The sequence below is a fragment of the Streptomonospora wellingtoniae genome, assembly GCF_031845375.1.
In the GTDB taxonomy this organism is placed as follows: domain Bacteria; phylum Actinomycetota; class Actinomycetes; order Streptosporangiales; family Streptosporangiaceae; genus Streptomonospora; species Streptomonospora wellingtoniae.
The window spans coordinates 329,345-350,522 of sequence record NZ_JAVREK010000001.1; the positions used below are offsets into that span (position 1 = coordinate 329,345).

20 protein-coding genes are annotated in these 21,178 nt (G+C 75.1%); 8 read left to right on the forward strand and 12 right to left on the reverse strand.

From position 1 onward, the window contains the following. Positions 1-266 precede the first annotated feature (266 nt). Positions 267-1,439, forward strand: a complete 1,173-nt coding sequence (locus RM446_RS01410) for an elongation factor Tu (protein ID WP_311543193.1) — start codon at positions 267-269, stop codon at positions 1,437-1,439. A gap of 79 nt (positions 1,440-1,518) precedes the next feature. Here RM446_RS01410 and RM446_RS01415 read toward each other — a convergent pair whose 3' ends face one another. Beyond that, a complete protein-coding gene (locus RM446_RS01415) occupies positions 1,519-2,019 on the reverse strand; it encodes a DUF2000 domain-containing protein (protein WP_311543194.1) in 501 nt (166 codons plus the stop codon). 164 nt (positions 2,020-2,183) lie between these two features. On the opposite strand from RM446_RS01415, the gene RM446_RS01420 reads away from it, so the two are divergent. From RM446_RS01420 to RM446_RS01430, 3 genes are all read left to right on the forward strand, one after another. Next, positions 2,184-2,663 (forward strand): Lrp/AsnC family transcriptional regulator, encoded by a 480-nt coding sequence (locus RM446_RS01420; RefSeq protein ID WP_311543195.1) that lies wholly within the window; start codon positions 2,184-2,186, stop codon positions 2,661-2,663. A gap of 140 nt (positions 2,664-2,803) precedes the next feature. Then, complete coding sequence (gene sigJ / locus RM446_RS01425; RefSeq protein ID WP_311543196.1) at positions 2,804-3,784, forward strand: RNA polymerase sigma factor SigJ; 981 nt, start codon at positions 2,804-2,806, stop codon at positions 3,782-3,784. 215 nt (positions 3,785-3,999) lie between these two features. Further along, positions 4,000-5,337, forward strand: coding sequence for an NAD(P)/FAD-dependent oxidoreductase (locus RM446_RS01430; protein ID WP_311543197.1), 1,338 nt, complete (start codon positions 4,000-4,002; stop codon positions 5,335-5,337). 178 nt (positions 5,338-5,515) lie between these two features. Here RM446_RS01430 and RM446_RS01435 read toward each other — a convergent pair whose 3' ends face one another. Continuing rightward, positions 5,516-5,887 (reverse strand): hypothetical protein, encoded by a 372-nt coding sequence (locus tag RM446_RS01435; RefSeq protein ID WP_311543198.1) that lies wholly within the window; start codon positions 5,885-5,887, stop codon positions 5,516-5,518. A gap of 308 nt (positions 5,888-6,195) precedes the next feature. On the opposite strand from RM446_RS01435, the gene RM446_RS01440 reads away from it, so the two are divergent. After that, positions 6,196-6,660, forward strand: coding sequence for an SRPBCC family protein (locus RM446_RS01440; RefSeq protein WP_311543199.1), 465 nt, complete (start codon positions 6,196-6,198; stop codon positions 6,658-6,660). A 109-nt stretch (positions 6,661-6,769) separates the two neighbouring features. On the opposite strand, the gene RM446_RS01445 is transcribed toward RM446_RS01440, so the two are convergent. Together RM446_RS01445 and RM446_RS01450 are read right to left on the reverse strand one after the other, a co-directional pair. Then, a complete protein-coding gene (locus RM446_RS01445; protein WP_311543200.1) occupies positions 6,770-7,513 on the reverse strand; it encodes a YqeB family protein in 744 nt (247 codons plus the stop codon). A 110-nt stretch (positions 7,514-7,623) separates the two neighbouring features. Next, positions 7,624-7,854, reverse strand: coding sequence for a hypothetical protein (locus tag RM446_RS01450; RefSeq protein WP_311543201.1), 231 nt, complete (start codon positions 7,852-7,854; stop codon positions 7,624-7,626). A 178-nt stretch (positions 7,855-8,032) separates the two neighbouring features. On the opposite strand from RM446_RS01450, the gene RM446_RS01455 reads away from it, so the two are divergent. Continuing rightward, positions 8,033-9,394: a sensor histidine kinase gene (locus RM446_RS01455; protein ID WP_311543202.1), complete on the forward strand. Its 1,362-nt coding sequence runs from the start codon at positions 8,033-8,035 to the stop codon at positions 9,392-9,394. 48 nt (positions 9,395-9,442) lie between these two features. Here RM446_RS01455 and RM446_RS01460 read toward each other — a convergent pair whose 3' ends face one another. Both RM446_RS01460 and pgi read right to left on the reverse strand, forming a co-directional pair. Then, positions 9,443-10,048, reverse strand: coding sequence for a histidine phosphatase family protein (locus RM446_RS01460; RefSeq protein WP_311543203.1), 606 nt, complete (start codon positions 10,046-10,048; stop codon positions 9,443-9,445). A gap of 94 nt (positions 10,049-10,142) precedes the next feature. Continuing rightward, positions 10,143-11,828, reverse strand: a complete 1,686-nt coding sequence (pgi, locus tag RM446_RS01465) for a glucose-6-phosphate isomerase (protein ID WP_311543204.1) — start codon at positions 11,826-11,828, stop codon at positions 10,143-10,145. Positions 11,829-12,169: 341 nt separating this feature from the next. Here pgi and RM446_RS01470 point away from each other — a divergent pair, with 341 nt between their 5' ends. Both RM446_RS01470 and RM446_RS01475 read left to right on the forward strand, forming a co-directional pair. Then, positions 12,170-13,522 carry a dihydrolipoyl dehydrogenase family protein gene (locus RM446_RS01470; protein ID WP_311543205.1) on the forward strand — a complete coding sequence of 451 codons (1,353 nt, stop codon included), beginning with the start codon at positions 12,170-12,172 and terminating at the stop codon, positions 13,520-13,522. Positions 13,523-13,870: 348 nt separating this feature from the next. Next, on the forward strand, positions 13,871-14,851 hold the full coding sequence (locus RM446_RS01475) for a hypothetical protein (RefSeq protein WP_311543206.1): 981 nt from the start codon (positions 13,871-13,873) through the stop codon (positions 14,849-14,851). A 170-nt stretch (positions 14,852-15,021) separates the two neighbouring features. Here the strand turns inward: RM446_RS01475 and RM446_RS01480 are convergent, their stop codons facing one another. The 6 genes from RM446_RS01480 to RM446_RS01505 all read right to left on the reverse strand — a co-directional run bounded on the left by RM446_RS01480 (position 15,022) and on the right by RM446_RS01505 (position 21,138). After that, the gene (locus tag RM446_RS01480) at positions 15,022-15,321 is read right to left on the reverse strand and encodes a DUF6221 family protein (RefSeq protein ID WP_311543207.1); all 300 of its coding nucleotides are present in this window, start codon (positions 15,319-15,321) and stop codon (positions 15,022-15,024) included. Positions 15,322-15,530: 209 nt separating this feature from the next. Further along, a complete protein-coding gene (locus tag RM446_RS01485; protein WP_311543208.1) occupies positions 15,531-16,361 on the reverse strand; it encodes a glutamate ABC transporter substrate-binding protein in 831 nt (276 codons plus the stop codon). Between the two features lie 41 nt (positions 16,362-16,402). Next, the gene (locus tag RM446_RS01490) at positions 16,403-17,896 is read right to left on the reverse strand and encodes a hypothetical protein (RefSeq protein WP_311543209.1); all 1,494 of its coding nucleotides are present in this window, start codon (positions 17,894-17,896) and stop codon (positions 16,403-16,405) included. Between the two features lie 6 nt (positions 17,897-17,902). Beyond that, positions 17,903-18,553: an FHA domain-containing protein gene (locus tag RM446_RS01495; RefSeq protein WP_311543210.1), complete on the reverse strand. Its 651-nt coding sequence runs from the start codon at positions 18,551-18,553 to the stop codon at positions 17,903-17,905. 97 nt (positions 18,554-18,650) lie between these two features. Next, positions 18,651-19,967 (reverse strand): VWA domain-containing protein, encoded by a 1,317-nt coding sequence (locus RM446_RS01500; protein ID WP_311543211.1) that lies wholly within the window; start codon positions 19,965-19,967, stop codon positions 18,651-18,653. A 100-nt stretch (positions 19,968-20,067) separates the two neighbouring features. Further along, positions 20,068-21,138, reverse strand: coding sequence for a protein phosphatase 2C domain-containing protein (locus RM446_RS01505; protein WP_311543212.1), 1,071 nt, complete (start codon positions 21,136-21,138; stop codon positions 20,068-20,070). Positions 21,139-21,178: the final 40 nt, after the last annotated feature.

The window sequence follows — 21,178 nt, forward strand, 5'->3', positions numbered from 1 at the left end:
CCGGTCCGCCGGTCCGCGCGTCCACCCGGAAAACCGGTTGCCGCCGCGCGGGCCGCGGCGGATCATGGCGGGCATGTTCCGGTACGCCTCCTCGCTGACGCCCGCGGTCGCGGGCGCCGCGGAGCGTGCCCGAAACGCCGTCTCGCTGCGCGTCCTGTTCGACGGCGCCGAGCGCTGACCCCTTCCCGGTCGTCCATGCGGCCCGGCGGGAAGGGGTGGGCACGGCGCAGGCCGCTTCCGCAGCGAGCTTCGAGGGAACCGGAACCATGGCCAAGAAGGCCTTCGTGCGGACCAAGCCGCACATCAACATCGGCACGATGGGGCATGTCGACCACGGCAAGACCACGCTGACCGCCGCGATCACCAAGGTGCTGAGCGAGTCGGCGGGTGCCGACTACGTACCCTTCGACCGGATCGACCGGGCGCGCGAGGAGGCCGCGCGCGGCATCACGATCAGCATCGCCCACGTCGAGTACGAGACCGCAACCCGGCACTACGCGCACGTCGACATGCCCGGCCACGCCGACTACGTGAAGAACATGCTCACCGGCGCGGCCCAGCTCGACGGGGCGATCCTGGTGATCTCCGCGCACGAGGGGGTCATGCCGCAGACCCGCGAACACGTGCTTCTCGCACGGCGCGTCGGTGTCGGGCACGTCGTCGTCGCGCTGAACAAGGCCGACGGCGCCGACCCCGAACTGGCCGACCTGGTCGAGATGGAGGTGCGTGAACTGCTGGCCGAGCACGGCTACCCGGACTCACCCGTCGTGCGGGTCTCCGGCCTGCGCGCCCTGCAGGACGACCCGGTGTGGACGGCCTCCGTGGCCGAGTTGCTCCGCGCCGTCGACGAGCACGTGCCGGTGCCCGAGCGCTATACCGACGCTCCGTTCCTGCTGCCGGTGGAGGGCGGGCTGACGGTGACCGGCCGCGGCACCGTAGCCACCGGTTCGATCGAACAGGGCAGGGTGGCCGTCGGCGACACCGTCGAGGCGGTCGGCGCGGGTCCGGGCTTCACGGCCGTGGTCACCGGGGTCGAGACCTTCGGCAAGACGATGGAGTACGGCGAGGCCGGCGACAATGCCGCGCTGCTGCTGCGCGGAGTGCGCCGCGAGCAGGTGCGGCGCGGGCAGCTGCTCGCGGCCGTGGGCACCCAGTCGGCCCACAGCCGCTTCGCCGCCCGGATCTCCCTGCTCACAGCGGAGGAGGGCGGGCGCCGCACCAGCGTCGGCGACGGGTACCGGCCCCAGCTCTACATCCGCACGGCCGATGCGCCGGGACGGCTCTCGCTTAGCCGCGCGGACCGCGCCTCTCCCGGTGAGACCGTAGACGTGCAGGTCGAGTTGGGCACCCGCCTGGCCATGCACCCGGGCCTGGGGTTTGCGATGCGCGAGGGCGGCAGGACCGTCGCCGCCGGGACCGTGACGAAACCGCTGGACTGAATCCGGCGGCGCAATGCGAGGGGGAGGGGCCCGGCCCCTCCCTCTTCGCGTACCGCCGGGTGCCGGGGAGCACCGGCCCTCACTTGAACAGCGGAAGGCGGCCGACGATCTTGTCGACCTTGTTGCGCGGGCCGACCAGCGCCACGCCGTGGTAGCGGATGTCGTCGGCGCCGGCCTCGGCGAGCGCTTCCAGATACCCGCTGTACACGCGGCAGACCTGGGCCAGCGAGGGCATGTCCACGACGAGCAGCCCGGACTTGCTCAGAGCCTTCGCGCGGATGCCGCCCACCTCGGCGGCGTCGCCGCCCAGGACGGTGCAGCCGGTCCAGGGCAGCCCGCGGTGGGCGCCGCCCGAGGCGTCGAAGCCGCCGGGACCGATCATTCGCGGAAGTTCGCGGCCCACGGCGGCGGCCAGGCAGCTCGCGGTGTTGGCGACGAGTCCGGGTTCCAGGTCGCGGTCCACAACCATCACCCACTTCACTGGCAGGCCGCGGGTGGGCGTGTCGATGTCGATGTCGTCGGGTTCGAGTCGGAAGGGGGGCGTCTCCGCCGGTTCCGGGCGGGTGAGCTGGTCGGACATACGGTTCCTCGGCCTGGTCGCGGGCGTGCGGCGACGCATCCGAACACGTGTTGCGCGCGCGGGAGCGTCCGGCGTTCGATGTACGCGTACTCTGAACGAAGCTAGCCAGACGTGCGACATGTGCAAAGCGTTGCCGAACTTCGTTCGGCGAAGGAGCGGAAACGGTGGAGCTGGACGAACTCGACAGGGCCATTCTGCGCGAAGTGCAGAAGGACGCGCGGCGCACCAACCGCGACCTCGCCGCGGCGGTCGGCGTCGCGCCGTCGACCTCGCTGGAGCGCGTGCGGTCGATGCGGGAGCGCGGCGTGCTGCGGGGATACCGGGCGGAGGTGGACCTGGAGGCCATCGGGCGCGGCGTGCAGGCGATGATCGCGGTGCGCATCCGCCCGCCCTCGCGGCGCAACATCGAGTCCTTCCGCGAATGGGCGGCCCGGTTGCCCGAGACCGTCGGGCTGTTCGTCACCTCGGGCAGCAAGGACTTCCTGGTCCACGTCGCGGTCGCCGACACCGACGGCCTCTACGCGTTCGTCATCGACCGCCTGACCGAGCGGCCGGAGGTCGCCGACGTCGAGACCAGCGTCGTCTACGAGCACATGCGCACACCGGCGGTCGAGCCGGTGCGGCCCCGCGGCACGAGGCGCTGACCGGTCGGCGCCCGCCGGACGGCCGGAAGCGGCCGCCCGCACCGCCCGATTTTTCGCGCGGCCCTGAGCGCGGACCGGTGGACCGCCCCGATCGGGCGGGGCGCAGACCGTGATCGGAGACGGCGGCCTAGCATCGTGGCGTGGCCCCATCGCGACCCGAGCCCGACCCGCTGCCCGCCGCGCCCGCCCCGGCGGCCCCCATGTCCGACGCGGCCAAGGCGGAACTCTTCACCGAGCAGCGCCCCCGGCTGCTCGGGCTCGCCTACCGGCTGCTCGGGTCGGCGGCCGAGGCCGAGGACGCGGTGCAGGACGCTTACCTGCGCTGGAACAGGGCCGACCCCTCGGTTGTGCGGGTACCGGCGGCCTGGCTGACCAAGGTGGTCGCCAACCTCTGCCTGAACCGGCTCACATCGGCACGGGCGACGCGCGAGCGCTACGTCGGGCCTTGGCTCCCCGAACCCGTGCTGACCGACACCGGTGCGCTCGGCCCGATGGAGACGGCGGAGCAGCGGGACTCCGTGTCGCTGGGGGTGCTGGTCATGCTCGAACGGCTGACCCCGCCCGAGCGCGCCGTCTTCGTGCTGCGCGAGGCGTTCGGCCACACGCACCGCGAGATCGCCGGACTGCTCGATGTGGACGAGCGCCGTTCGCGGCAGCTGCTGCGGCGCGCCCGAGAACACGTCGGCACGCCGCGGCGCCGCTTCGCACCCGACTCCGCCCAACAGCGGCGGCTCCTCGAACGGTTCTTCGCCGCCGCCGCGGAGGGCGACGTTCCGGCGCTGGAGAAGATGCTCGCGGACGACGTCGTCGCCTGGACGGACGGCGGGGGCAGGGTCCGCGCGGCGCGCAAGCCCGTCTTCGGCCGCTCGAAGGTCGCGCGCTTCATGACCGGGGTGGCAACGCTGCCCGAGACGACGGCGATGGATGCCGAGCTGAGGCCGGTCAACGGCGAACTCGGCGCCGTGCTGCGGGTCGGCGGCGAGCTGGTCGGAACCACCTGGCTGGAGGTCGGCCAGGACGGGCGGATCACGGCGGTACGGGCCGTGCTGCATCCCGAGAAGCTGGCGTTTCTCGCCGGGCAGGTGGCCGCGGAGCAGCGGGGCGACCGGCCCGATCGCTGAGCCGGCGCCGAAGCGGGCGGGTCGCAGTATCCCGAGCGAGGCGTTCTGCCGGGTTGCGGACGGACCTCGGCGCCGCGCCGGGCCGGCGCGGCCCGGCGCGGCGAGAGGCGGGCATGTGATGCGTCTCACGACCGCCGCACGCCTCCGACTGTCACGGATTGCGCGCGGCACCGGTTCAGCTTCCGCAGAGCAACCGCAGGGAAGGAAGGAACGCCATGACACCCCACCGCATCGTCGTCCTGGGCGCGGGCTTCGCAGGTCTGGCCGCCGCCAAGCGCGCCGCCCGGCGCCTGCGCGGCACCGCGGCGCGCGTCACGCTGGTCAACGCCGCCGAACACTTCGTGGAGCGGACCCGCCTCCACCAGGTCGCCGCGGGACAGCGGCTGCCGGAGATCCGCATCGCCGACCTGCTGCACGGAAGCGGCGTCGAAGCGGTCTTCGGGCGCGTCACCGCGATCGACCCGGATGCGTGCACCGTGCACGTGGAAGGGCACGAGGGCCCGGACCCGGCCGCCCCGTCGGGCGAACCGCCGATGCCCGGGCGGGAGCCGCTGACGCGGCTGCACTACGACACGCTCGTCTATGCGCTGGGAAGCTCGTGGGACACCCGCGGCGTGCCGGGCGTGGCCGAGCACGCGTTCGCGGTCGCCGACGCCGAGCAGGCCGCCCGGCTGCGCGACCACCTCGGCGCGCGTCTGGGAGCACGCCCCGGCGGCAGGGGCGACCGCCTTCACGCGCAAGCCGCCCTCCCCCGCTCCGCGGCGGCGCCCGTGCTCGCCGGAGCGGACCCGGCCGCCTCGCGGACGGTCGACACCGCGCCCGCGCCCGCGGCCGCGTCCCGGACGCGACACCGCATCGTCGTGGCCGGCGGCGGTCTGACCGGCCTGGAAGCGGCGGCCGAGCTGGCCGAGGCCCATCCGGCCGCGCGCGTCGAACTCGTCTCCGCCGAGGCGGTCGCCGACTGGCTGGCGCCGCGCGCGCTGCGGCACCTGCGCGGATCCCTGCGGCGGCTGGGGGTGACGGTACGCGAGCACACCGAGATCACCGCAGTCCAGGACGGTCGCGCCCTCGTAGGAGAGTCCGACCCCATCGCCTTCGACACGCTGGTGTGGACGGCGGGGTTCCGCGTCCACCCGCTGGCCGCCGAGGCGGGTCTGGCCGTCGACAGCACCGGGCGCATGCTCGTCGACCCCTCACTGCGCTCCGTCTCGCATCCGGAGGTGATCGCCGCGGGAGACGCCGCGGCGGCGCAGACCCGGGGCGGCGTCTCGCGAATGACCTGCCAGACGGGCCTGCCGATGGGTCTGCACGCCGGCGGTGTGGCCGCCGACGCCGCCCGCCGGCGCGCGCCCCGGCCTGTCCGGCTGTGCTACGTGGCACTCAACATCAGCCTGGGGCGCCGCGACGCCGTGACCCAGTTCCTGCGCGCGGACGACACTCCGGTGCGTGCGACACTCGTCGGCCGGTCCTCGGCCGCGCTCAAGGAGGGGATCACCCGCGGTGTGGTCGCCGTGCTCCGCCATCCCGGCCCCTATCTGCCCGGCCGCGCATAGCGGCACGGGCGGGCGGCCGCTCGGGTAGCCGCAGCGGATGCGCCGCCGCGGGAGCCCCTCCCGGCGGCGCCCATACGGCCCGGGTGCCCCGGGAACGCCCGCCTCGACTCCAACGGGCGGGGCAGACGAGGCGGGCCGCCTCCTGGGAGCGGCGGCCGCGACCGCGGTGAACGGCGGATCAGGACAGGGAGTCGATCGTCTCCTTGGTCCTGGCGTGCTTGACGGAGAAGACGACGAACGGGACCGCGGATGCGAACATCAGCGCCAGCAGGACCACGGCGTAAACGCCCGCCCAGGCGCCCAGGTCGGTGACGGCGCTGCCGACGATGATGAGGAAGAGTACGGCGCCCATCCCCATGCCGACGTAGCGGACGATGGACAGCGCGCGCTCCAGAACGGCGAGCCGGATCCTCGCGGCTTCCAGCTCGGAGAGTTCGCCCGCGCGCTCCTTGGCGGCGAGCAGGACGGCGTTGCTGCCGATGACCCAGCACCGCAGCAGGCTGATTCCGAACACCATGATGCTCGTTGCGACGATGACCAGGGCGAACATCGGGTCCTCCGTTCGGGGGGCGAGACGCGGCCCCGGGGCCCGCCGGGACGTGCACCGATCGCGTGTCGGCCCCGACCTTACCGTGGCTTTCGATCCCACTCGGGGTCCGCCCTCACGGGCGGCGCGAGGCCCGCTGTGAGCTGGGTCGCCCCTCGGAGTCCGGCGCTCCGCCGGGCCGGGCGCGGCGGATGCCGGAGGGGGATCACCCCGCCTCGGTTCCCGGCGGGCGATGAGTCCGCGCGGTTCCTCCAGTCGGAAGGGGTGTCGCATCGAACGCGGCGCAGCCGCACGGACCTGAGGAGCACGCTATGACCCACAACCCCGGAACCGAGACCGCGGACGGCAGCAGCTACACCGTCACCCGGGAGTTCGACGCCCCCGTCGGCGCGGTGTGGGACGCGTGGACCGAACCCGAGGCGTTCGCGAAGGTGTTCAACGCCGTCCCCGAGTCCGTCGTCCTGGACGTGCGCCCCGGCGGCAGGTTCCACGCAGACATCAAGACACCCACCGGCGAACTGCACCCCGTCAGCGGCAGCTACGTCGAGGTCGTCAGGCACAGCCGCCTCGTTGAGGACATGGGCGCGGCCCAGGAGGCCGCCCTGGAACCCCAGCGGATGGCGATGGACTTCACCGACCTGGGCGGCGGCCGCACCGCGCTGACCGTCCACCAGACGTGCGATAGCCCGCAGACGGCCAAGATCTCCCGCCAGGGCACCGAGTTCCTGCTGGAAAGCTGCGCCACCTACCTGGCGTCCGCCCACCCGTCGGCCTGACCCGCCCCGGGCGGGAGCACCGGAGCGGTTCGCGCCGACGGACCCGCCGGGCCGCACAGGCAGGGCAGCGGGCGGCACCGGGCCGCCTCGAACGGGATCCCCGCCGCGTTCAGCCGCCGTCGGCGGCGGATCCCGCGTCGCCCCGCGGGCGGACCGCGCGCCAGTACTGGGCCTTGCGCTCCTCGCGCACCACCAGGCCCAGCTTGCCCAGCTCCGCTCGCAGCTCCTCGGCGTCCCTGGCCGCATCGGAACCGTCCTTGCGCAGGGCCCGGGCCCGCGCCGCGAGCAGGCCGTGGGCGCTCGCCGAGAGGTCCGGCACTCCTTCGACCCACCGGCGGTAGTCCGCGGCATGGGGGTCGCCGTCCTCGTGCCAGGGATAGCCGTGCTGCCGGAACGCGGCGGCGAGTCGGCGCGCGTCCAGGTCGGTGCGCTGCCCGGCCAGCTCCTCGGTCCGCGGCCCCAGCGCCACCAGCCGCTTGCCGTCCTTGAACACGGCGCTGACCTGGGGACGCCGGAACGCGACCCGGCGGTCGACGGACTCGACGACGGCCTCGTCGCCGTCGACGGTCACCGTGCCCGACTCGCTCTCGCCGATGAGCGCCAGCGCGAGCCCTCCGACCAGTCCCACCGCGGCTCCGCCGATACGGGTCGGCAGATCCGGCAGCGTGCTGATCAGCTGCACCGGCCCCTCGAACGGGGTCCACGGCCAGGTCGCCAGCCAATCGGCCAGAACCTCGAGCAGTGCGCCGAGTACAGCGCCCAGCAGCGGCAGCCCGCCCCACATCAGGACGCGCGCGCTCTTGGCGGGCGCGACGACGGTGGCTCCGCCGGGCGAGGGGGCGTCCCGTTCCATCGCAGCTCTCTCCTCAGCCATAGCTGTCCGAACCTCCGATTCCGTTCGGCGGCCGGGCGGCCGGGCGGCCGGGCGGCCGCGCTCCCGCTCGCAGGCCTGCGTCGCCGGCCTCATCGGCCGCGTAGCCGTCCAGCGGCGACGAGCACGGCGATCCCCGCCACCAGCAGCGACAGGTTGACGAACACCGTGTAATCAGCGAGCAGCGGCAGCCGGCCGGCGACCGACAGCCGCCCGGCCGCGCGCCACGCGCCGGCGCCCAGTTCCCCGGCGAGCCCAACGGCCGCCTGGAAGCACAGGACGAGGCCGATGGCGCCGGTGACAAGCGGCCCGATCCGTGCCATGCTCCGACGCTATGCCGAGCGGTTGCACCGGCGCGTCGGCCGCCGGTATCGGGGGCCGCGACCGAAGTCCCGTATGGGCGGCGCCGCGTCAGCCGAAAGCATCGTCCGCCGCGACGCGGGTAGGCGAACGGGCCGCCTGCGTGGCACGCTCCCCGGCCGCCGAGTAGGTTCGACAGCCATGGAGGGCGCACCGAGCGCCAGCGGGCCCGAACAGCGCGCCGGGCCCCGCCGCAGGCGCGGGCCGCGCGAGTGGGCGGTCGACACCGGATTGTTCCTGGCGGCCGTGGTCTACGGGCTCGCCTGGACGATCGCGCTCTCGGAGGATCCCGACGTCACCGAGACCGCTGTGCTGCGCGAGCAGGTCGTCTGCGCGTTCGCGTGCGCCGCGGTGTGGCTGCGCCGGCGCTGGCCGGTGGGCCTGGTGCTCGGGCTGATCCCGCTGTCGGCCTATGCCGCGCTCGCCGACGGCGCCCAATTCGTCGCCCTTTTCACCGTCGCGGTCCACCGCTCCGCGCGCACGGCCGCCCTGTGCGGCACAGCGACCGTGGCGGGGCAGATCGCCTACTTCCTGCTGTTCGTCAACGTCGTCCCCGCCGACCGCCTGCCGGAAGACGGCGAGCTGCAGTGGATCACCGTCTTCACGTCGGTCCTGGTCGTGGCGGTGCTGGGCTGGGGCGCAGTGGTCCGCCACCGGCGCCAGTTGGTGCTGTCCCTGCGCGAGCGGGCGGCGCGGGCCGAGACCGAGGCGCGGCTGCGCACCGAGCAGGCGCAGCTGCACGCACGCGAGCAGATCGCGCGCGAGATGCACGACGTGCTCGGCCACCGGCTGTCGCTGCTGAGCGTGCACGCGGGCGCGCTGGAGTACCGACCCGACGCGCCTGCGGCGGAGATCGCCGGCGCAGCGTCGGTGATCAGGGAGAGCGCGCACCGCGCGCTTCAGGACCTGCGCGAGGTCATCGGCGTGCTGCGGGCCCCCGTGGGCGAGCTGCCACAGCCGACGCTTGCCGACGTGAGCGGCCTGGTCTCGGAGTCGGCTGCGGCCGGAATGCGCGTGGCGCTGGACGACGAGGTGACGGGGCGCGTCCCCGGCACCGTCGGCCGCACCGCCTACCGCATCGTGCAGGAGGGGCTGACCAACGCCCGCCGCCACGCCCCGGGCGCGCGTGTGCGCGTCAGCCTGCGGGGCGGTCCCGGGAAAGGGTTGTCGGTGGAGGTGGCCAACACCGCGCCGGGCGCGGGGCGCGCCGGCGGGAGCGGGGGCACCGGTGGCAGCGGCAGCGGGGAGGACGGCGCTGCCGCACCAGGGCCGACGGACCGTCCCGGTGACGGGCGTGAGAGGGGCGAGGGATCGGCCCGACCGGGGCCCGGCGACCCCGCCGGGCCGCACGCCGGCGGGCAGGGCCTGCTCGGACTCGCCGAACGCGTCTCCCTCGTCGGCGGAAGGATCAGCCACGGGCCCGACGACGCGGGCGGCTTCCGCCTGCACGCCCGCCTTCCCTGGAACGAGGACGGCGGCGCACCCGATTCGGAGGCACGCTGACAGAGCGGCGGCAACGGTCTCTGAAGCGGGCCCCGGCTCCGCGCCGCGTCACCCTGGCCGCGGCACCGCGTTCCAGTCGGTCAGCACCGGGCGCCCGTGCTCCTCTCCAAGGCGGGCCGTCGCAGCGGTCTCCAGCCTGAACAGTGCGCCGCGGTCCGCGGGTAGACCGAGGCGGCGGGCGGTCAGAACGCGCAGGAAGTGTCCGTGCGCGACCAGCGCGGCGTCCGCGGCTCCGGGGTCGTCCAGAACGGGCCGGAGCCGCTCCAGCACCCGGTCGGCCCGGTCGCCGACGTGCTCCACGGACTCCCCCGGGTGCTCGGCGTCGCCGGCCACCACGCCGTCGTGCCAGATGTACCAGCCCGGCCGCTCCCGCTGGATCTCCTCGGTGGTGCGGCCTTCGTAGCCGCCGTAGTCCCACTCCATCAGGTCGGCGTCGGTCACGCCGTCCTCCAGGCCCGCCAGCTCCGCCGTGCGGCTCGCTCGCTGCAGTGGGCTGACCAGGACCCGCGACAGCCGGTACGAGGCGAGCAGCGGGCGCAGGGCGCGCGCCTGCTCCTCGCCCTCGCCGGTCAGCGGAACGTCGGTGCGCCCGGTGTGCCGGCGCGAGACGCTCCACTCGGTCCGGCCGTGCCGGATCAGCAGCAATCCACCCATGCCGTCCCCTTCCCCGTCGGCCTGTTCCGTGCGTGCTCCGCCCGCATCCCCGATGCGCGCCCGGCCCGCGGCGCAACGGTCCCGTCAACAGCGGTCATCCGTTCAGCGACCGGTAGCGGCCCACCAGCGCCGCCGTGGACGAGTCCAGCCCCGGCACGTCGGCACCCTCCGTCAGCGCCGGCTCGATGCGCTTGGCCAGCGCCTTGCCCAGTTCGACACCCCACTGGTCGAAGGAGTTGACGTCCCAGACGGCCCCCTGCACGAAGACCTTGTGCTCGTAGAGGGCGATGAGCTGCCCCAGCACCGACGGCGTCAGCTCGGTGGCGAGGACGGTCGTGGTCGGGCGGTTGCCGGCGAAGGTGCGGTGCGGCACCAGCTCGGGCGGCACGCCCTCGGCCGCCACCTCCTCGGCCCCCTTGCCGAAGGCCAGCGCCTGCCCCTGGGCGAACATGTTGGCCATGAGCAGGTCGTGCTGGGCGATCAGCTCGGCGGACATGCCGGGCACCGGCCGGGCGAACCCGATCAGGTCGGCGGGTACCAGCTTGGTGCCCTGGTGCAGCAGCTGGAAGTAGGCGTGCTGGCCGTTGGTGCCGGGCGTGCCCCAGACCACGGGTCCGGTCGGCCAGGTCACCGGACGGCCGGCGCGGTCCACCGACTTTCCGTTGGACTCCATGTCGAGCTGCTGCAGGTAGTCGGGGAAGCGGGCGAGGTACTGGCTGTAGGGCAGGACCGCGTGCGACTGCGCGCCGTGGAAGGCTCCGTACCAGATGCCCAGCAGGCCCATCAGCATCGGCGCGTTGGCCTCGATCGGCGCCGTGCGGAAGTGGTCGTCGACGACCCGGAACCCCTCCAGCATCTCGCGGAAGCGCTCCGGGCCGATCGCCACCATGAGCGACAGCCCGATCGCCGAGTCCACCGAGTAGCGGCCGCCCACCCAGTCCCAGAACTCGAACATGTTCTCGGTGTCGATGCCGAACTCGGCGACCTTCCCGGCGTTGGTGGAGACCGCCGCGAAGTGCCGCGCGACGGCCGCGACGTCGCCGTCCATCCCGGACAGCAGCCACGCGCGCGCCGACGTCGCGTTGGTGATGGTCTCCACCGTGGTGAAGGTCTTCGAGGACACGAGGAACAGGGTGGTCGCCGGGTCCAGGCCGCGCAGCTTCTCGTGCAGGTCGGCGCCGTCGACGTTGGAGACGAAGCGGACCTCGACGCCGCGCTCGCCCGCCGCCTCGGAACCGGTGAAGGGGAGCAGCGCCTCGTAGGCCATGGCCGGCCCGAGGTCGGAGCCGCCGATGCCGATGTTGACGACCGTGCTGATGGGGTCGCCGCGGTGCCCCCGCCACACCCCGGAGCGCACCCGCTCGGCGAACCCGGCCATCCTCTCCAGCACGCGGTGCACCTCGGGCACCACGTTGCCGCCGTCCTCCCCCTCGACGCGGACGACCGCGTCGCTGGGCGCGCGCAGGGCCGTGTGCAGCACCGCCCGGTCCTCGGTGACGTTGATCCGCTCGCCGCGGAACATGGCGTCGCGCAGCCCGGCCACGTCGGAGGCCTCCGCCAGGGCGCGCAGCAGGCGCAGGGTCTCGTCGGTGACGAGGTTCTTGGAATAGTCCACGTGCAGGTCGCCCACCCGCACGGTGTACCGGCCGCCGCGTCCGGGGTCGGCGGCGAACAGGTCGCGCAGGTGCGCCTCCCCGAGCATCGCACGGTGCTCGCCCAGCGCCGCCCATTCGGGAAGGCGGTCCGGGCGCGTGCGGTCGGTCGCGGTCGTGTCGGTCATCGGTCTCGCTCCTCGCTTGTCCGTTCGGTGTCGTGCTCCGCGGGCCGTCGCCGGGCCGGGTGCCCGCCAGGGCCGCCGGGGCACACCCCTACCCCGAATCCTGCCCTCTCGCCCGACCCGCTCGGTGCGCGGGCGCGCCCGGCGGGTCGGGAGCAGACGCACTCCGGATCGCGCGTCCTGCGGGGCGAAGGCGGGTAGCAGTCCAGCGACCGCGGGGCGCACCGGGGACCTCCGGCGCGCGGCTCGCGGCGCATTCGAAGGACGTCCGCACCCCCCCGGGGCGGCGCTGCCGGGGCCGGTGCCCGGGACGGGCTGTATTCGTCGAGCAGAGGAGCACCTATATGGACGAGCAGTACGACGCCGTCGTCATCGGCATGGGCCCGGGAGGCGAAGTCGCGGCGTCGCAGCTGATCCAGGCCGGTAAGCGCGTCGCCGTGGTCGAGCGCGAGCTCATCGGCGGCGAGTGCGGGTACTGGGCCTGCATCCCGTCCAAGACGCTGCTGCGCCCACTGGAGGCCGCCGCCGGGGCGGCCCGCGCGGCGGGCCTGGAGCGGCCCGAACCGGACTGGCCGGGCATGCGCTCCTACCGCGACACCATGATCCGCCACCTGGACGACTCCAAGCAGGTCGAGGGCTACCGGTCCCAGGGCGCAGCGGTGTTCAAGGGCACAGCCCGCTTTGTCGGACGCGACCCGTGGGTCGTCGAGGTCGGCGAGCACCGGCTGAGCGCGGCCGACGTGGTCGTGGCGACGGGGACCACGCCGTCCCGCCCCCCGATCGAGGGTCTTGAGGAGGTCGAGCTCTGGACCAACCGGGAGGCCACCACCGTGGAGGACATCCCCGACCGCGCCGTGGTCGTCGGCGGCAGCGCGGTCGGCGTGGAGATGGGACAGTTCCTCGCCCGCGTGGGCTGCTCGGTGACGCTGGTGCAGCGCGGCCCGTCGCTGATGGACCGCGAGGACCCCCGGGTGGGAGAACTGACGGCGGAGCTGCTGCGCGGCGACGGGATCGACGTGCGCACGGGGGCCGAGCCGCGCAGGGCCTACCGCAGGGGCCGCGACAGCGTGCTGGAGCTGCACGACGGCTCCGAGGCCGTCGGCGACGTGGTGCTGCTGGCCACCGGCCGCAGGCCCCGCCTGGAGGACTTGGAGCTGGACGCGGTGGGTGTGCGCACCGCGGCCGCGGGCCTGGAGGTGGACGAGCGCTGCCGAGCGGCGCCCGGGCTGTGGGCGGTCGGCGACGTCACCGGCGTCGCGCTGTTCACGCACGTCGCCAAGTACCAGGGGGGCGTCGTCGCCGCGAACATCCTCGGCGGCGACCGCACCGCCGAGTACACCGGAGTCCCGCGCGTCGTCTTCGCCGACCCCGAGATCGCCGCCGTGGGCCTGACCGCGGAGGGCGCGCGCGAGCGGGGGTTGGACCCGGTGTCGGCGGAGGTGGACCTGACTGCCGGGCTGGCCCGTCCCTGGACCTACGAGACCTCGCCCCGGGGCCGTGTGGGCGTGGTTGCCGACCGCGCGAGCCGCACCCTGGTGGGCGCCTGGGCGGTGGCCCCGCTCGCGGGCGAGTGGATCCACACGGCCGCACTGGCGATCCGCGAGGGGATCGGTGTGGACCGGCTGCGCGACGGGATCTTCCAGTTCCCCACCTACAGCGAGGGCTACACGCTGGCTGTGAACGAACTGGACCTCTAGCGCGGAGGCCGGCGAGCCGTGCGGGCCGTCCCCGCGGGCCCGTGCGGCCGGCCGCGGTGCCCTCCGCGGAACGGCCGGGCGGTGTCCGAACCTCGTCGCATGGGGCGGATACTGGCGGTGAGTGTGTTACCGGTGCCACAGTCGGGCAGGGAAGTGTCTCCGAGCGCGGTCGGCGCGGTTCCGGCCGTGTGCCGCTGCCGGGCTCCGGGGAACACGGTCCAGGAGTAGGCGCGGGCGCCTTCCTACTCTCCGCGCGGTAGAGGCGGTGCCGCCCGCGGCACGACGACGGGCGCAGGCGGCAGGGGCAGACTCGGCCGCGAACAGCCGACGGCACGAGGGGCGGTCCTCATGGGAGCCGATACAGCCGGGCGCGCGGGCCGCTGGGCCGCGCGGCGCGCGGACGCGCGTGCCGCGGGTGCGGCCGTGTGGACCCCCTTCCCGCTACTCGCCGCCCAAGGCGCGCGCCTGTGCTCACCGGTGGTGCGCGGCCTGTCGGCGGCCGCTCCCGCGCCGGCGCTGCTGGCCGCCTCGGCGCTGTCGTCGGCGGCGGCCGGACTGCGGTCGGCCCGCGCCTCCGTCCTCGCACGAGCGGCGTCCCCGCCGCGGAGCGGCCCCCCAAAGCGCCGGGACCGCCTTCCGCGCGCATCCGGGGAGAGCGCGGCCAGCGGAGACGGCCCGGCGCGGGTCCCGGTCCAGCGCCCGCCCGAGCCCCGTCCGCCCGCCGCTCCCGTTCCGCCGCAGTGGACCGTCCCACCGCGCCTGCCCGTGCAGCGGCCTGCGCCGCCGCGGACCGCGGCCGCCGGTGCGGCTCCGGCGCCGCCCGAGCACGCTCGGGCGGATCCGCCCGAGCGGAGCGCGCCGCAGCGGCCGCGGGGGAACGCCGCCCGCCCCCGGTGGCGCTTCGCGGACCGCGCATGGCGGCACTCCGCACTGTGGTGGCTGCGCGTGGCCGCGCTCGTGCAGATCGCCGCCGTTCTGGCCGGTTCGGTCACCGCCGGCGCTCCGACCGCCTCTCCGGTGCAAGCCGCCGCGCTGCTGCACGGCCCGCTGCTCTGGCCGGTGCTCTTCGCGGGTGCGGTACAGGCGGCAGCGGCCACGGCGATCGCGGCGGCCGCCCGGACCAGCCGGCTGCCCGCAGTGTTCAGCCTCGTCCTGGTGGCGGGCACGGCGGCGCAAGCACGGCTGCTCGGCGGGGTCGACCCGTTATACGTGCTCCTCCTCGGTGCGGTGCTCGTGGCACCGGGGCTGTGGGTGGCTCTGTGGGCATGGGGTTGGAGCTGGCCGGAACCGGACGGCGCCGAGGTGCGGGCGCCCGCACCGGCCGACTGACCCGCGGGGCGTCGGCGCGGCGCGGACCAGCCGTCCCGCGCCGCGATCGGGGCCCCGCGCGCAACCGGCGGCCGCGGGCACCTGGTCCCTCCGGCCGGTCGTCGCTCACCCGCTGCGGCGGGCCGGGCGGGTCGGCTCGCGGCGCCCCTGCGGCACCCGCGAGGCCTGCTTCAGTGCTTCCAGGAGGAGTCGTAGTCCGGGTGGGCCGCGTACACCGACGCAAGGTGCTCCAGCGCGCGGCGCCAGGCGTGCAGCGCCGACCAGGCCCCGTCCTCCTCGGCGGCGGACTGCCCACCCTCGTTCAGGGAGTCCATGCACTCGCGGTAGGTGGCGGTGTACTCCTCCACGATGCCGCGCTTGGCGCCGACGTCGGCGCGGGCGCGCTCGGGGCCGCCGGTGCCCGGTGACGCCGCGTGCGCCGCGCGCTCATCCTCCTCCAAGCGCGCGTTGAGGAACTCCACGATCGTCACCCTGCTCCACTCCTTCCGCCGGAGTCCACACCTCATCGACGCCGCCCGCGGCCCGTGCGTTCCGCTACGCGCCCCGGCGGATACGCTACGCGCTCCGCCGGCTCCGGTAGGTCCGTGACTCACTCGTACGGGCGGCGGTCCGGCGATTGTACGGAGTCTCCCCGTTCCGGCGGCCGCCCTCGGCCGCGCCCCGACGACGCCGCCTGCGCTCAGCCGCACCCCTCGAACTGGGGAACGCTGGTATTGATGTCCAGCCCGCTGTCGCCGAACCACTTGCGCAGCAGCCAGGCCGCGGTGCCGTCCTGATACATCCGGGTGATGGCCCGATTGACCTCCTCACAACCCGCGATGTCGTCCTTGGCGACGCCCACCCCGTACTTCTCGTTCGTGAACGGGGCGTTGACCAGGTGGAAGGCTGACGGCCTGTTCTCCAGGTAGCCCGCCAGGATCAGGTCGTCCGTCGAGACCGCGTCCACCTCGCCCTCGGCGAGCAGGCCGATGCAGTCGCTGTAGGTCGGGCGCTCCACGCTCACGGCGTCGATGCCGCGCTCCTCGATCACCCGGCTGGCGGAGTTGGACCCGGCGCCCTGGCACAGCCGCCGGCCCTCCAGGTCGGCCACTCCGGTGATCGAGGTGTCGCCGGCGCTGACCAGGATGTCCTGGTGCGCCACGTAGTAGGGGCCGCCGAACGTGACGACGGTCTTTCGCAGCTGGGTGATGGAGTAGGTGGCCAGCACCAGGTCGACCTCGCCGCTCACGAGCGCGCGCTCGCGCTCCTCGGAGGTCACTCCCACGAACTCCACGTCCTCGGGCGTCAGTCCCAGCTCGCCGGCGATGTAGAGGGCCACGTCCACGTCGAAGCCCTTGATGGCGCCGTCGTCGGCGCGCATACCCAGGCCGGGCTGATCGTCCTTGACTCCGATGCGCAGCCGTGCGGCGTCCACGATCGAGGCGGACCGGCCCACCGCGTCGGTACACGCCCCGACGGCGAACAGCAGTACGGCGGCGGCGACGGCGGGCGCCAGGCGGCGCAGTCCCATCGGCTCTCGCCTCCTCTCCTGCTCGGCCGTACCGTGCGCGGCTAGCGGTACTCCGCGAGGCGGGGACGCACCCCCAGCACCACCAGGGCGGCGAATCCCAGGCAGGCGCCCAGCACGGCCGCGTCCCAGCCGCGCAGACCCGCCCGTGCCTCGGCTACGGCGGTGTCGAACGTGTTGATGTGCAGCGCGGTGAGCTGCACCAGCGACCGCTCGTAGCGGTCGAAGTAGTCGTCGGCGGACTCCTCACCCGACATGTGGGCGTCCACGGCCGCGGCGATCCGCCCGTCCTCGGCCAGGGAGCGCATCCGCTGGTCCGCGCTGAGGAAGGCGCTGTAGTCCCGCAGTGCGCGCCGCTGGACCTCCTCGCGTCCCTCCACCCCGCCGGAGCGGATCTCCCCGCCGAGCAGGCCGAGCATCCGGCCGTCGTAGGCGGTGTGGTCGGGCGCGGCCTCGGCCACCTCGGCGGTGTAGCCCTCCAGGTCGCCCGGCGGATCGGAGCCCTCGGGCACCAGCAGCACCACCATCCGCGCGTCCTCCAGGAAGTTCTGCTCGTAGGTGACGGCGCGGCCGGGGTCCATCAGCCACCGGCTCTGGTCGGCGTTCATGCCGGTGCTGATCGCACGCGCCCGCGACAGCGACAGCACCGAGTCGAGACCGTCGACCTTGGCGCTGCGCAAGTACGAGGCCTGCTGCTCCAGCATGCCGATCGCGGCGAGTCCCAGCACGAGCACACCCGCGGTCGCCACCGCGAGCGGGAGGTTGTAGCGGCGCCGGAACCGCCGGCGCAGGAAGAGCTGGAGAGCGACCAGCGACGCGAGCAGCGCGGTCGCGGCGGCCGCGACCAGCGCGATGCCCACCGACGACGCGGAGCTGTTCTCCTGGTAGGTGCTGCGCACGGTGGCGCCGCTGTCGAGGGTGAGGTTGTAGGCCTTGGGCAGCAGGTCGCGGCGCATCAGTTCGCCGGCCTCCCGGTAGAGCCGGACGACCTCCTCCGGCGGCGAGCCCGCGGGGCGGCCGGCCTCGTCGCTGATGAGCTGGGCCTGGGCGACCAGGTGCTCGTAGCGGTTCATCCCCTCCATGACCGCGCGGACGTTCTGCTCCTCGGTCCGGTCGCCCTCGGCGAGCTGGGCGGCGTGCAGCAGCGCCTCGCTGGCGTCCGAGCGGCGCTGCTCGTAGCGGACCAGGGCGGCCGCGCGCCCGTCGCCCAGCCAGTGGTCGGCGCCCATCAGCAGGACGTTGGCCATCTGGGCGTCCATGTCGCTCAGCGCGAAGTACAGATCGGCGGTCGCAACCACCTTGGGACCCTCGCCGCTGCCGATGACGTCCAGGCCCTGGCGTGCGCGGGCGATCCCCGACCAGGTGGCCGCGAACAGCACGCCCGTCAGCACCAGGCACAGCGCGCTGAGCAGCCACACCCGGCCGCGGGTGCCGGGCCGGCCCGCCCACGCGGGCAGGCCGATGCGCGAGCGCGCCCGCTCCGCGGCCCGGAGGGCGAGCCTGTCGGCGATCTCCGGAGGCTCGACGCTGCGCTTCACCACCTCTCACCCCCGCTGGCGGTGCAGCGTGATCGCGGTCCAGGCGCCGACGTAGATCCGGTCGGCCTCATGGAGCGGCACCTCCGTGTCGTGCGGGACGGGCTCGTCGGTCCCGTTGAGGGTGGTCCCGTTCGTGGAGCCTTCGTCGACCAGCACCCAGCTCCCGCCGGGACGGGCGAGCAGGGCGGCGTGGGTGTGGGACACGGCCGGGTCCTCCGGCGGCCCGGCCAGGTCGATCTCGGGGTGGACGCCCAGCCGGAGGCTGCGCCGCCCGATCCGGACCCGCTTCCTGTTCAGCGGAACCCGGCGCTGCGGCGCGCCCGCGGGAAACGCGATGGCGGCGGGATCGAGCACCCCCAGGTCGGCCATGGCGTGGTAGTAGGCGGGGTCGGCGCAGACGATGGCCCACCAGGTGTCCTGCTGCGGTGCGGCGCCGCCGGGGCGCCGCTCGGCCGGTGCGCCGGAGTGCGCGGCGGAGCGGGCGTGCGGGACGTGCGACAGCGGCAGCGGCGAGGCCTCAGTGCGGTCGGCCGCGGCGAAGTCGTGGCCGCAGTCCTCGCAGAAGCGGCCGGCGCGCTCGGCGGCGCAGTCGGGACAGGCGGAGTCGGACGGATCGGCGGTCGCGCCCGCGGGATCGGCGGCTGTTGGACCGCTCACCGGTACGGAATTCGGCAGTCCGCACACGTGGCAGTAGGCGGTGGCGGCTGAGAGGTGTCCGGCCGGACACGTCGGCATGGTCGGCCCCTTCTTGCTCTCACACGGCCCCCGGTTCGCGGTCGCCCGCACGTGTGCGCATGGTCGTGGTCGAGCGGTTCTCGGGCTCCGCCTCGTCGGCGCGGGCTACCGCCGGGCGCAGCCGGACGGTTCCCGCGGCCGGGTCGACGGCCTCGACCACCCTGTCCAGCAGTGCGGCGGCGGCCTCGTCGTCCGAGGCGTGGGCCAGGGCCACCGCACGCCCCAACCGGGCGGTGGCCGTATCGGTGTCTCCGTCGCGCCGCGCGCGCAGTCCCTCCTGCATGGCGCGCGACAGCTCGCTTGTTCCGGTGCTGCGGGCGGCGAACCCGTCGGCGGGCGCGGCCGGTCCGAGGTCCTCCGCCCATTCCACGACGACGTCGCCGCGGGGACCGTCCGCCGGATCGGAGCCGGCGCACGCGGTCCGCACGCGGGCGGCGCGCATCCGCCGCCCCGCCTGCGCGGGCGGCACTCGGACGTGCAGGTGGAAGGTGCGGGTCTCGGCTCCCCAGGACCCGGTGGGATAGTCGCCGGTCAGCGCGCCGGCGTCCGCGCGGCGCGGCGTGAGGTCGCGGACGCCGGGCGAGACCTGGACCAGCGCAGCCGCGTCGGCTCCGCGGGGCGTCCACAACCGCAGTGCGACGTCGGCGACGGCCTTTCCGGCGGCGGCGCGGACCGCCGCGCGGACGTCGTCGGCCAGCCGCCCCGGTTCGACCACACCGAAGGTGCCGAGCATGGCGTCGGCGACCCGGTGCGGCGCGGCGGAGTCCGGACCGGCGCCCACACACCGGCAGTCGCAGACGAACCGGCCCTCCTGCGCGCGCAGAACCGGGTCGAACGCGGCCGGATCCGCACCGTCGCGGCCTCCGGTGAGCAGGACCGCGTGCTTGAGAGTTCCGGCGGCCAGCGGCGCGAACAGGTCGCCGACCGTGTGCAGCCAGGTCCCGATGCGCGCGTCGCCCCCGGCGGTGAGCGCGCCGACGGCGGCGTGCGCCTCGGCCCGGGTGCGGGCGGAGGCCGCGGCGAGGCGGCCGTGCCCGGGGTAGACGTTGCGCGCGGTGGTGGAACCCGCCACGACGGCGAAGGCGACCCCCTCGCCCAGCTCGTCGACGGCGGCGCACACGGCCTGCTTGGCGGCGGTCAGCCTCGCGCCCCGCATCGCTTCGGAGGTGTCGATCACGACGACCTCGGCCGCGGGCGCGCGGGCGGCGTCCGAGACGGCCGGGCGGCAGGTGACGTGCACGACGGCGTGCACGTCGGCGCCTCCGGGCGGCAGCCGCCCGCCGCGGTCGACGCGTAGGGAGAACTCCGGCGCTCCTTCCGCGCCCGGCCCGATCACGGCGCCCCGCCTTTCCGGGCGCGCGCCGGGGCGCGGAGGCGGCCGGGCACGGTCCCCGGCGGCACCCGGCCGCGGCGCGCGCGGCGGTTCGACGACGGCATCAGACGTCCCCCTCCGCAGCGGCCGGGCCGGGCACGTCGATCACCACGGCTGTGACGTTGTCGTGCCCGCCGCGCTCCAGCGCCAGGCGGACGCATGCGCGCGCGGCCGCCAGCGGGTCCGGGCCGGCGCCTCGGACGAGCGCGGCCAGGTCCACGGGGTCGGGCAGGTGGTTCCACAGCCCGTCGCTGCACAGCAGAAGGCGGCCCGCTCCGCCGGGGTCGAAGGACGCGACCCGTCCGGCGGCGCCGCCGTAGTCGGCGCCCAGCCACGCGATCAGGGCGTGGGCCTGCGGCGCATCCGCCGCCTGCTGGGGGGTGAGCACGGACATCGCGACCATGGCCTCGCTCCAGGAGTCGTCGCGGGTGAGCTGCGCCGAGGGCGCGGCCGGGGGCCCGCCGCTGAGCCAGTAGGCGCGGCTGTCGCCGACCCAGGCCACGCCCAGTGGTCCGGACGGGGGCACCGCCGCGGCGGCGAAGGTGCAGGCGGGCGCCTGGACCGCGGAGTCGGCGAGCGCGGCGACGGCGCGCCCCGCCCGTTGCAGTGCCGCGCTGAGCGACTCGGCGGTGCCGACCCCGCCCTCCAGCGACTCGCCGAGCGCGGCCGAGCCGGCCGCCGCGGCCGCGCGGGAGGCGGTCTCGGGGCGCGGCGAGGAGGACACCCCGTCGCAGACGACCGCGGCGACCGCCGAGCCCTCGGGTCCGGATGCGCCGGGCTGCGCGGCCGCGCGCAGGGCCATGGCGTCCTCGTTGCGTTCGTGGCGCAGCCCGCGGTCGCTGACTCCGGCGGCGGTTCCCGGTCCGAGCCGGAGCTCGCTGTGGTCGCCGGGGCGCCGGCGCAGCCCGCACCGCGGGCAGGCACCCGCGGCCAGCCGCGCGCCGCAGCGCGCACAGGGGGCGGAGTCCTCCGCCGCCGGTGCAGGAGCGGCCCCGGCGCCCGAAGCGTGCACGGCCGCCCGGACGCCGGGGGCGCCGCCATACCCGCTCCCGGCGCTGAGCAGGGAGGTGCCGCAGTGCTCGCAGAAGCGGTCTTCCGCCGACACCGGGTCGTCGCATACCGGGCAGCTCAGCATCCTGCGCCTCGCCTCCCCTCTGCCGCGCGGACGCGGCCGC